This window comes from Streptosporangium longisporum (assembly GCF_039534895.1).
Lineage (GTDB): Bacteria > Actinomycetota > Actinomycetes > Streptosporangiales > Streptosporangiaceae > Streptosporangium > Streptosporangium longisporum.
This window is the reverse complement of record NZ_BAAAWD010000006.1, coordinates 444,337-455,871: the sequence shown is the minus strand read 5'-3', so window position 1 is coordinate 455,871 and position 11,535 is coordinate 444,337. Positions and strand designations below refer to the sequence as shown.

Genomic DNA, 11,535 nt, shown 5'->3' with positions numbered 1-11,535 from the left:
CCGTGACCATCAGCGAGGTCGCCCGGCACGCGGGGGTGGCGGTGAGCACGGTCTCGTACGTGCTCAGCGGGAAACGCGCGATCTCGGCCGACACCCGGCGCCGGGTGCTCGACAGCGTCCGGGTGCTGGGCTACCACCCCAACGCCGGGGCGCGGGCGCTGGCCAGCCGGCGCTCCAACGTCATCGCCCTGGTGCTGCCGCTCCGGGTGGGGATGCACGTCCCGGTGCTCATGCAGTTCGCCACCTCGGTGGTCACCGAGGCCCGGCGCTACGACCACGACGTGCTGCTGCTGACCGCGGACGAGGGCTCGGACGGGTTGCGCAGGGCGGCGGCGAGCGCCCTGGTGGACGGTCTGGTCCTGATGGACGTGGAGCTCCACGACAGCCGGGTGCCGCTGCTCAAGGACCTGGCCGAGCCCAGCGTGCTGATCGGGTTCCCCTCCGACTCCGCGGGCCTGACCTGCGTCGACCTCGACTTCGCGCGGGCCGGGGCGCTCTGCGTGGAACACCTGGCCGAGCGCGGGCACCGCGAGATCGCGCTGCTCGGCGCCCCCTCGGTCGTCTACGACCGGGGCACCGGGTTCGCCCGGCGCACCCGGGAGGGGTTCGCCGTCGCCATGGCCGAGACCGGGCTGACCGGCGTGGCCCTGCCCTGCGAGGAGGACTTCGACCGGGTCTGTGCCGCGATCACCGGCCTGCTGGACTCCAGGCCGGGCCTGTCCGGGCTGGTCGTGCACAACGAGGCCGCGGTCAATCACGTGCTCGGGGCGCTGCGCCAGAGCGGCCGGCGGGTGCCGGACGACATCGCGGTGGTGGCGATCTGCCCGGACGACATCGCGGAACGCTCCAGCCCGCCGCTGACCTCGGTGCTGATCCCGGCCGAGGAGGTGGGCCGCCAGGCGGTCCGGCTGCTCATGGAGAAGCTGGAGGGCCGCGCCGTCCCGGACGGCACCCTGCTCCAGCCCCGGCTGACCGTACGCGCCAGCACCTGAGGGGCCGGCACCTCGGTGTCATGACGACGGCGGGCGCCCCCCGGCAAGGGGAACGCCCGCCGTCGTCTTCTCGATCTTCTCTGACGGTCCGGCCTCTCCGACCGTCCGGGGACCGGTGGCCCGCCGAGGCGGTCACCGGCCTCCCGGCCGGAGGTCCGTGCCGGTGATCAGGGTCTTACCAGTCGCCGCCACCGAAGTCGCCACCGCCGAAGTCGCCTCCGCCGCCGAAGTCGCCCCAGCCTCCGCCGCCGAAGTCGCCTCCGCCGCCGAAGTCGGTGCCCGCGGCCTGGTCGCCGCCGCCGTAACCGCCGTAGCCGAAGCCACCGCTCATCATGCTGCCCATCATGGTGCCGACCATCATGCCGGTCATGACGTCGCCGAAGCCGCCGTAGTAGCCGTAGGCGTAGGGCTGGTAGGCCGGTCCCGCGTCGTAGTACGGGCGGCGCTGGCCGTTGACCATGACCTCGCGGGTCTGGGGCTCGAAGCCGCGCTCGACGGCCTCGGCGTCGGCCGCGCAGGCGGGCACGTCGCGCAGCGCGCCACCGGGCGGGGCCCAGCGCACGTCACGGATCGAGGGGCCGTGCTGCGGGTTGAAGAAGCACGGCGAGCGCCGCTCGGGCAGCGGCAGGTGGTTGACGCGCGCCTTCACGCAGGCGAGGGCGTAGCGGCCCTCCTCCAGCGCGGTGGTCACGCCGCGGAGCTCGTCGGGGCGCTTGACCGCCACCAGCTCCGTCTTGGCCCGGTCGTAGGAGTCGAGGGCACGCTGCCAGTCCTGCTGGTGGTCGGCGCCGTCGTTGAGGAGCTTGACGTCGGTGTCGAGCTCGGTGATCTCCTCGCCGAACTTGGTGACGTCCTCGTCCACGGTCTGCTTGACCGCGGCCAGCTCGGCGGCCTCGCGGGTCTCGCGCTCCTTCTTCTTCTTGCGGGAGTAGAAGAAGAGACCGCCACCGCCGGCCAGGGCCAGCACGAGCAGGCCGACCAGCACGCCGGCGCCGGAACCGCCCGAGGAGCGGGAGCCGGAGGAGGAGGCGGGGGCGCCACCGGAGACGGCCGCGTCGTTCGCCAGCTTGACGAAATTGATCACGTTGTCGGTCGGGCTGCCGGTGGTCTTGGCCCGGCCGAGCAGCTCGTCGACGTCGACGCCCCTGATGTTCGTGACGCCGAACGGGGTCTTACCGCTCATCACCAGGACGGTGGACTTGGGCCCGACGCTCTTGAGGGTCGAGCTCAGCAGGGTCCTCGCCTGGGACTGGCTGGTGATCGCTCCCTGGGGGAGCATGGCGACGTAGACGGAGGACGTCTGATCCGCCGCGTCGCGCATGGCGTTCGCGGCGTTCTCGGGGATGCCCGACGCCGGATCGAGGTAGAAGTTGTCGCCGTCCTTGAGGCCCGAGGCGATCACACCGGGGTCCGGTGCCGCGGCGTGGGCCGCCGGGGCGATCATGAACATGGCCAGGAGCCCGGCGAACACCGCCACGAGCGTGGCACTGAAACGACCTAGCGCGGCTTTTGTGATGGTCACGGCAGAAAGCCTCCTTCGTCCTGAAGACGAATGAGCGGACGTCAGAGTTCCCACGTAGTTCCCTAGTCGTGCCTTCGTAGTTCGGTCGTGGCCTCGTAGTTTCCTACGTCTCTCGACCGTATCCCCTTCGTACCCGAGGTGGGCGCCGTGGTCCGTGATCGTCCCCGTCGCGCCTTCTCCTCCCCGCGCCCCCTGCCCCGCACGCGGGCCGTCATGCCTGCGGGAACCCGCCACCCCGCCCGGGCCCGACGGGAACGCACGCCCGTTGGGCCCCGGCTCTCCGCGGGCCTTGTCCAGGGCCCGCGGAGCCCCGGGGAGGCGCGGAAAGACCCTCAGGCGTCCTTGATCTCGCAGATCACGGCCCCCGAGGTGACCGTCTGGCCGACCTGCGCCGCCAGCCCGGTGACGGTGCCCGCCCTGTGCGCGGCGATCGGCTGCTCCATCTTCATCGCCTCCAGCACGACCACGGTGTCACCGGCCGCCACGGTGTCGCCGTCGGCGGCCACGACCTTGACGATCGTGCCCTGCATCGGGCTGACCAGCGATTCGCCGCTCGCGGCCTTCCCGGCCGCCCCGCCCCGGTTCCGGCGCGGGGCCCTCGGCGTCGTCCGTCCGGTGCCCACGCCCGCTCCGGCGCCCGAGGCGGCGAACCCCGCGGGGAGCACCACCTCCAGCCGCTTGCCGCCCACCTCGACGGTGATCCGCTCCCGCTCGGCCGGCTCCCCGTCCGGGCCGCTCTCCCCCTCGTACGGCGGGATCGTGCCCGCGAACTCGGTCTCGATCCAGCGGGTGTGCACCGAGAACGGCTCGCCGGTGAACGCGGGGTCGCCGACCACGGCCCGGTGGAAGGGGATCACGGTCGGCATGCCGCCGACCTCGAACTCGGCCAGCGCCCGGCGCGAGCGCTCCAGGGCCTGCTCCCGGGTGGCGCCGGTCACGATCAGCTTGGCGATCAGGGAGTCGAAGGACTGCGGCACGGTCATGCCGGCCTCGTACCCGGAGTCCAGGCGCACGCCGGGGCCGGACGGGACGCTCAGGCGGGTGATCGTGCCCGGGGCGGGCAGGAAGCCGCGGCCGGCGTCCTCGGCGTTGATCCGGAACTCGATCGAGTGACCGCGCGGCGCGGGGTCGTCGTAGCCGAGCTCCTCGCCGTCGGCGATCCGGAACATCTCCCGTACCAGGTCGATGCCGGAGACCTCCTCGGTCACCGGGTGCTCGACCTGCAGGCGGGTGTTGACCTCCAGGAAGGAGATCGTCCCGTCCTGTCCCACCAGGAACTCGCAGGTGCCCGCGCCAACGTAGCCCGCCTCGCGCAGGATCGCCTTGGAGCTGGTGTGCAGCAGGTCGATCTGCTCGGGCGTCAGGAACGGCGCCGGGGCCTCCTCGACGAGCTTCTGGTGGCGGCGCTGGAGCGAGCAGTCCCGGGTGGAGACCACGACCACGCCGCCGTGGGCGTCGGCCAGGCACTGGGTCTCCACGTGCCGGGGACGGTCCAGGTAGCGCTCGACGAAGCACTCGCCCCTGCCGAACGCGGTGACGGCCTCGCGCACCGCCGACTCGTACAGCTCGGGGATCTCCTCGATCGTACGGGCCACCTTGAGGCCGCGCCCGCCACCGCCGTAGGCGGCCTTGATCGCGATCGGCAGGCCGTGCTCGGAGGCGAAGGCGACGACCTCCTCGCTGCCGGAGACCGGATCCGGGGTCCCGGCCACCAGCGGGGCACCGACCTTCTGGGCGATGTGACGGGCCTGCACCTTGTCGCCGAGCGCGACGATCGCGGCCGGGGGCGGGCCGATCCAGGTCAGTCCCGCGTCGATCACGGCCTGGGCGAAGTCCGCGTTCTCGGCGAGGAAGCCGTACCCGGGGTGGACGGCGTCCGCCCCGGTCTCGGCGGCGATCCGCAGCAGCTTGCCGATGTCGAGGTAGGTCTCCGCGGGCGTCCGCCCGCCGAGCGCGTGGGCCTCGTCCGCGACCCGGACATGGAGCGAGTCCAGGTCCTGGTCGGCGTAGACGGCGACGCCGGCCAGCCCGGCGTCCTTGCACGCGCGTGCGATCCGCACCGCGATCTCACCACGATTGGCGATCAGGACCTTGTGCACCGAGGTCGTTCCCTTCAGTACGTACGGACAGAAGGCTGGCGGGCCTCCAACGGAGTGTAGGCGCACCCTGATCACCCGGCGGCGATGGGGCGCCCGAGCGGCCGGGGAGGCACCGCCGTCGACGTGCACGACCCGGCCGGACGCGTCACCCGGTCGCCCCGGGCGGCGGACGTCTCCGCGACGGCGTGACCGACACCGGTTCCCCGCCCGTCATCACGATCCCACCCACCGCCGATAACTCCCTGCTTCACGAAAAATAGGGATAATGAAGAACGTTAGCCTCTCGGCAACGACGGGAACGTCCATATCCGCTCGGTATAACCCGGATCCCATGTGATCCATTCGCCTATCGTGATTTCGTTTGGTCACCGTCCCGACACTGATCCGAAGGAGACTGGCATGAGCCAGAACTTGCTCGGCGGCAATCCCGCGGAAATGCAGCAGATGGCCACCCAGTTCACCCAGCAGGCCGACCAGGTCAGGGCCACGGTGGCCGCGCTGGACCGCGAGGCCGCGAAAGTCGGGACCGCCTGGACGGGGCCCGGTGCCCAGCGTTTCGGCGAGGCGTGGCAGAACTACCGCGCCGCGTTCCAGCGCATGTCCGAGGAGCTCGCCGAGGCCTCCAGGGTCATCAACACCTACCGCGGCAACATCGAGTCCGCGACGCGCTAGAGGACGGCCGGGACGCCCCGGTCCTCGAGGAGACGCCTTCGAGGACCGGGGCGTCTCCGTGTGCGGCCCCCTGTTCGTGCGGTCCCGTCCGTGCGGCCCTGTCCGAGCGCGGCCCCGCACGGGTCGTCCGTGCGGGACCCGTCCGTGCGGGACCCGTCCGTGCGGGACCCGTCCGTGCGGGACCCGTCCGTGCGCGGCCAGGCCAGGGCCGGGGCGCCGCCGTCCTCACGTGACGGCGGCCTGGACGGGGGTCACCGAGCCCGCGATCACCAGCAGGCCGCGTCCCGGGGGGCCGCCGACCGCGCCACGGGGCAGGCGGACGGTGAACAGGTCGCCGTCGGCCGGGCTCTGCACCGAGAGCAGCAGGCCGGTACGGCCCTTGCGGGCCTCGGCCGTGAACCCCCGGTAGGCGGTGGTCAGGTCGCCGGTGGTACCACCGACGATCATGCCGTGCTCGCCGTCCCTGCCGCTGCGCAGCACCTCCTCCAGCGCGGTCCCCAGGGGCGAGTCGGCGGAGATCAGCTCGGCGTCGTCGACGACCACGACGTAGCGGTCGTGCCCGGCGACGGCCCCGTGCAGATCCCCGCCCGCGTCCAGCACGGCCAGCACGCCCGGGGTGTCGACCAGCGTGCACAGCGGGCTGCGGCGAGGCGTGACCAGGACCGCGGGCGTGCCCTGGGACAGCAGGGAGTGGGTGGCGGTCAGCAGCGCCGTGGACCTGCCCGACCTGGGCGGGCCCGCGACGACCGCGGCCGGGCCGTGGGCGAGCAGGTCGATCCCGAGCGGGGCCAGCGAGTCGCCCCCGACCCCGAGCAGCGCCCACAGCGGGGACGGCGGCCGGAAGGCGGGCGCGAGGTCCATGGCCTGCGCCGCGGTGACGCGCATCGGCAGCGCGTCCACCCGCATCGGCGGGTCACCGGTGATCTCCGGTGCCGAGCGGGCCAGCGCCTGGAGCGCGGCGACCTGGGCGGGGCCCGAGGGGTCCTCGCACAGGAGCGCGACCTGGCTCTCGGTCGTGCCGTGCTCCCCGCCGGACAGCGCCCGGCCGGGCGCGATGGTGGCGGGCAGGTCCTTGACGGGCAGCCCGGCCAGCCCGTAGTCGGTGGGGTCGGCCAGCCGGAGGATCAGCCGGTCGTCGAAGACCGTGGAGATCTGCCCGATCAGCGCGGACCGGTCACCGGTCACCACCGCCCGCAGGCCGACCGCCGGGCCCTCCCGCAGCAGCTGCATCAGCGCCTCGATCAGCCGCCCGTAGTCGTAGGCCTCGAACGCGGCGACGAACCCCTCCCAGCGGTCGAGCATCAGCACCAGCCACGGCAGCCGGGGCCCGTCCGCGGCGCGGAGCTCGGCCAGTGAGGCGTACCCGGCCTCGGCCAGGAGCTGCTGGCGCCGTCCCACCTCGGCACGGAGCCGGGCCAGCAGCCGTTCCACCCGGTCGAGCTGGTCGCGGGTGACCACCGCCCCGCAGTGCGGCATCGCCACCAGGGGGAGCAGTGCCCCCGAGCCGCAGTCGATCGCGTGCAGGTGCACGTCGTCGGGGGAGGCGCCCGCGGCGATCGATCCGGCCAGCGTGCGCAGCGCCGTGGACCGCCCGCTGCGCGGGGCGCCGGCGACGAGCAGGTGCCCGCCGTGGGCCAGGTCGAGCGTCAGTGCCCGGCGGTCCTGCGCCCAGGGCAGGTCGGTGACCCCGAAGGCCAGCGGCGCCACCTCCTCGACCCCCGGCCGGTAGGGCAGCCCGCCGTTCGCGGAGCCGCCGGACCGGTCTCCGCCGGACCGGTCTCCGGATGACCGGTCTCCGGCGGGCGGGACGAGGCCGGGGACGGTCACCAGGTCGGGGAGCGGCTCCAGCCACGGGCTGGGCTGCTCGGCCACCCCGGCCACCCGGGCGGCCTCCACCAGCGCGTCGACGAGCAGCGACAGGTCGGTGACGTGGCCGCTCTCGGCCCCGGCCTGGACGGGCCTGGGCCGTCCCAGGTCGTGCCAGCCGACCTCGCTCACCCGTACCCGGCTCTCCCCGCCCGAGGCGCCGGGACTGCGGCCGCCGATCCGCGCGGCCTGCACGCCCGTCGCCGCGCCCGCCCCCGACTTCACGTAACACCGCCCCGGCACGGACTTGGGGATGTACGAGGCGTCGGGACGGCCGATGACGTCGGCGGACTCGGCGGACTCGGTGACGCGCAGCGCGATCCGCAGGGAGGTGTTGGCCTGGATGTCGGCCGTCACCACGCCGCCGGGCCGCTGGGTGGCGAGGATCAGGTGGATGCCGAGCGAGCGCCCCCGCCTGGCGATGTCGACCAGCCCGGTCATGAAGTCCGGCAGCTCGCTGACCATGGCCGCGAACTCGTCGATGACCAGGACCAGCCTGGGCAGCGGCGCCGGGGGCTCCAGGGCCGCCATGGATGCCGTGGACGCCGGGAACGCCGTGGACCCGCCGCGCCCGCGCAGCGGCCTGACCGGCGCGCCGCCCCCGGCGACGAGCAGGTCGCGGGAGGCGCGGGCGGTACGGGCGTCGCGCAGCTCGTGGTAGTCCTCGATGTCCTTGGCCCCGGCGGCCAGCAGCAGGCGCTCGCGGCGGCGGATCTCCGCGGCCAGGGAGGCCAGGGCCCGCTGGGTCAGGTGGCCGTCCAGGTCGCTGACCATGCCCACCGTGTGCGGCAGCCGCACGCACTCCTTGAACGCGGCGCCGCCCTTGTAGTCGATCAGCACGAACGTCATCTCGTCCGGCCGGTTGGCCGTCGCCAGCGAGCAGATCAGGGTCTGCAGCAGTTCCGACTTGCCCGCGCCGGTGGTGCCCGCGATCAGGGCGTGCGGCCCGTCCCGGCTCAGGTCGACCGAGAACGGCCCCTCGGGACCCACCCCGATGACGGCCTCGGTCGTCCGTCCCCAGCGTCCGGCCAGGTCGGAGCCTGACAGCGAGGGCAGCCCCAGCAGGTCGAGCAACCGCGCGGAGTCGGGCAGCGCCAGGCCCGCGTCGTCGCGGCTGACGTCGCGGATGGGGGAGAGCGAGCGGGCCAGCCGGTCGCACCAGGCGGCGCCCACCTGGTCGGCCAGGATCTCGCCGAGGTGGTCCAGGCCGCCGCCGCGCAGCCGCAGCGTGCCGTCGGCCTCCGCCGCGGCGACGGTGACGCACTCCTCGGGCAGCAGCCGCTGGTCGCCGTCGATCGCCAGTGTGTACACGCCCGCGCGAGGGCCCCGGCGCAGCACCTGCGGCATGCCCGGCAGCGCGCGCAGCATCTGCGCGCCGTCCAGCACCACCAGCACGTCGTAGGGACGCTCGTCGTAGACGGGCGCGGCGTACGGCTGCCCGGCGCCGTCGTCCCCGGCGCCGCCGAGGTCGCCCCAGCCGGCCGGGATGCGGCCCAGCCTGGCCGCGGTACCGGTCGCGGCCTCGTCGCCGAGACGTTCGTCGATCATCGCGGCCAGCTCGGCCACCCGGCGGGCCGCGGCCTCGGGGTCGGCGCCGACCAGGGCCACGCAGTCCTCGCCGCCGCGCGGGGCGCAGTGCGGCAGCCAGCGGACCCAGTCCCAGCGCTCCTCCCCGTCGCCGTGCGCCGACAGTACGACGATCGCCAGGTCACGCGGGCTGTGCAGGGCGGCGGCCTGGCCGACCAGCCAGCGCGCCACCCCGGCCGTGACCTGCCGGGGCCCGGTCAGGCCCGCGACGCCCAGGCGGCGCATGGCCAGCGCCACCGGCACCGCATGGCAGAGCGGCGGCTCGGGGAGCGGCGCGTCGACCGCCGCGGAGCGCTCGGCGGCGAACTCCAGCTCGGCGGGCAGGTCGGCCAGGCCGAGGCGCAGGCGTAGCGCGTCGGGGTCGTGGTCGCGCCGCTCCCACAGCCGCCGCCGCGGGCCGGTCACGGTGAGCAGCACCTCGGCGGGGTCGGGGGCGGCGGTGCGGCGGGCGGCCTCGTTCTCGGCGCGGGCGCGCTCCACGGCCGCCTCGAACCCCTTCATCCGCTCCCTGTAGAGCTTGAGCTCCTGGCGGTACTGCTTGCGGCCGTGCCGCCGGTCGCTCCACCACTGACCGATCATGATCAGCGGCGTCATCAGCGCGAACAGCAGGAAGTACCACGTCTTGAAGGCGATGGCCATGCCCACGCCCAGCACGGCAGGCAGGAACGCGGTCAGCAGTTGCAGCCGCATGGTCTCGGCCCGCTTCGGCTCGGCCGGGACCTCGAAGCGGCGCGTGCCGCCCGGCGGGCGGAACCTGGGCGGCCGGTTGTAGGCCAGCCCGCCGTCCGGCTGCGCGTCCAGGTGCGCGTCGGGAGGCTCGACCGCCCGCAGCGTGAGCACGGTCCCCCCGCAGCTCAGCACCGCGTGCTCGGGCCAGGCAAGCGGCCCGGAGACCGGGTCGCGGTCCAGCAGGGGAACGGGCCCGTCCTCCTGTCCGGGCTCGACGGTGATGGCGTCCGGGGTGAGCCGGACCACCGCCGCCCGCGCGGGCAGCCGGGGATCGGCCACGGGCACCGCGCACGCCGGGTCGGAGCCGACGGTGTGCACGCCCAGGCTGAGGCGGTGCACGGACCCGGCCGCGGGCCCGCCGACGACCCGGATCTCCACGATCCCGCCCGGCTCCTCGGCGACCGTGGCCGTCGCCAGGGAGCGGTCGAGGGTGACCAGGTCGCCGTCGCGGAGCAGGCCGAGCACGGGCGCGGACGGGTCGAGGGGACGGCCCTCCAGCCAGAGCGGCGGCGGCCCGGACCCGCCCGCATCGCGGCCCAGCCCGTACGGGGCCCTGCTGCGCGTCAGCCGCACCACGTTGCTCGGCCGCTCGCCGCCCTGCCCCGCCAGGGACTCGGCGAGCCGTGCCACCGTGGTCGTCTCGTCGCCCTCGACCACGATGTCGCGGTCGGCGTGCTCGCCGAGCACGGTGAGCATGATCCGCATCGCCGCTCTCCTCGGGTCAGGCCCTGGATCTACCGTACAGAGTGGAAACCGTCTCGCAGAGGGTGTTCGCGGCAATGTCATGGCACGCGGGCTGGTATGTGGAAAACGTCCCAGCCTGTGGACAACCGCCGGTGGGCACCGGGCCGTCATGCCGGTCCACGTGGGCGTTCGGCCTCCCGGGGGCGCCCGCCCGCCGTCCCGTCGCGGGGACGAGGCTGTGGAAAACCTGTTCGGAGAGTCGGGTCCTTCGATGCCCTCGCGGCCTCGGTCGCCAGGTGGGAAGGGGCCCGTACGACGTCTCGATCCGATGACGTCGTGCTCCGGTGGTGCCGCGTCCGGGCGGCGGGTCGTTCCCGAGGGACGGGGCCGCGGGAGAAGGCCGTGAACAGGGGATGTGAAGGTGTGAGCCAGGGCCGGTAATGTCCGCTGTAAATGCCGGGACGATTGTTACAGGAGTTGATTACCGTCCTTATCACCCGAATAAGTCTCGTGTCATCTAGCGGAACCGCCACTTTCTTCTGAAGTGACGTTGACAGACGCGTTCCTATCAAACGAGCATGGGTTCTGGCTTTTGTCCGTCGGAGCGTCCGCATGGTGCGCATAATGGCGTAAATTCGACCAGTAGTTCCACGCGTTTATGACCACTCTGGGAGTCCCCCGACCCATGAGGACCAGTGAGAAGCCAGCGGGCCGCGCCCCGGTGAACGCCGAGCGGCAGACGTCGGCGGGTGCCCTGTCCGGCCCGGCGTCGCGCAAGCTCCCGGTGCCCCCGCGCGAGCGCAAACCCGCCCTCGCAGCCCTCGCCGTCCTCCTCATCCTGGGCGGCGCCCTGGCCACCACCCTGCTCGTCCTGCGCAGCGGCGACCGCGTCTCGGCGATCGCCATCTCCCAGCAGGTCGGCGCGGGCCAGCCCTTCACCGAGGCGTCGATGAGGGAGGTCCAGATCGCCGACACCGGCATCGGCTACGTCGCCTGGTCCCAGCGCGCCCGCGTCGCGGAGAACTACGCCCGCGTCACGATCATCCCCGGCACGCTCCTCACCCGCGAGATGGTGGTCTCCGCCAGCAGGGAGCAGGGGCCGGGCAAGGCGCAGGTCGGTCTCTCCCTCAAGCCGGGCCAGACGCCGGGCACCCTGGAGCGCGGGGACCGGGTCCAGGTCGTGCACGTGCCGAGCGGGAGCCGCGGAGAACGTCAGGGACGGGTGCTGGCGCAGAGCGCCCTGGTCCACCAGATCGGCACCCCGGGCAGGACCGGGGCGAACGGCCAGGTCACCATCATCGTGGACAGTTCCATCTCGCCGGAGATCGTCGCCTACGCCTCCGCCGGTGAGATCGCCCTCGCCGAGCTGCCGGGAGCGCGCTGA

General features: G+C 73.7%; 6 protein-coding genes. 3 read left to right on the top strand and 3 right to left on the bottom strand.

The window, feature by feature from the left end:
* The first annotated feature begins 2 nt into the window (after positions 1-2).
* Entirely contained in the window at positions 3-992 is a 990-nt protein-coding gene (locus ABD832_RS06055; protein ID WP_344889592.1) for a LacI family DNA-binding transcriptional regulator, read from the top strand.
* Between the two features lie 175 nt (positions 993-1,167).
* Here ABD832_RS06055 and ABD832_RS06050 read toward each other — a convergent pair whose 3' ends face one another.
* Positions 1,168-2,514, bottom strand: coding sequence for a hypothetical protein (locus tag ABD832_RS06050; protein WP_344889590.1), 1,347 nt, complete (start codon positions 2,512-2,514; stop codon positions 1,168-1,170).
* A 332-nt stretch (positions 2,515-2,846) separates the two neighbouring features.
* Positions 2,847-4,613 carry an acetyl/propionyl/methylcrotonyl-CoA carboxylase subunit alpha gene (locus tag ABD832_RS06045; RefSeq protein WP_344889588.1) on the bottom strand — a complete coding sequence of 589 codons (1,767 nt, stop codon included), beginning with the start codon at positions 4,611-4,613 and terminating at the stop codon, positions 2,847-2,849.
* A 399-nt stretch (positions 4,614-5,012) separates the two neighbouring features.
* Between ABD832_RS06045 and ABD832_RS06040 the strand changes: the two genes are divergently transcribed.
* Positions 5,013-5,285 carry a WXG100 family type VII secretion target gene (locus ABD832_RS06040; protein ID WP_344889587.1) on the top strand — a complete coding sequence of 91 codons (273 nt, stop codon included), beginning with the start codon at positions 5,013-5,015 and terminating at the stop codon, positions 5,283-5,285.
* Between the two features lie 225 nt (positions 5,286-5,510).
* On the opposite strand, the gene ABD832_RS06035 is transcribed toward ABD832_RS06040, so the two are convergent.
* Positions 5,511-10,172, bottom strand: coding sequence for a type VII secretion EssC family protein (locus ABD832_RS06035; RefSeq protein ID WP_344889585.1), 4,662 nt, complete (start codon positions 10,170-10,172; stop codon positions 5,511-5,513).
* A 664-nt stretch (positions 10,173-10,836) separates the two neighbouring features.
* On the opposite strand from ABD832_RS06035, the gene ABD832_RS06030 reads away from it, so the two are divergent.
* Complete coding sequence (locus tag ABD832_RS06030) at positions 10,837-11,535, top strand: hypothetical protein (RefSeq protein ID WP_344889583.1); 699 nt, start codon at positions 10,837-10,839, stop codon at positions 11,533-11,535.

What these genes read in the sequence shown, in the direction of transcription:
- ABD832_RS06040 (WP_344889587.1), top strand. Translation starts at nt 5,013, where the DNA reads ATGAGCCAGAACTTGCTCGGCGGCAATCCCGCGGAAATGCAGCAGATG.
- ABD832_RS06035 (WP_344889585.1), bottom strand. Translation starts at nt 10,172, where the DNA reads ATGCGGATCATGCTCACCGTGCTCGGCGAGCACGCCGACCGCGACATC.
- ABD832_RS06030 (WP_344889583.1), top strand. Translation starts at nt 10,837, where the DNA reads ATGAGGACCAGTGAGAAGCCAGCGGGCCGCGCCCCGGTGAACGCCGAG.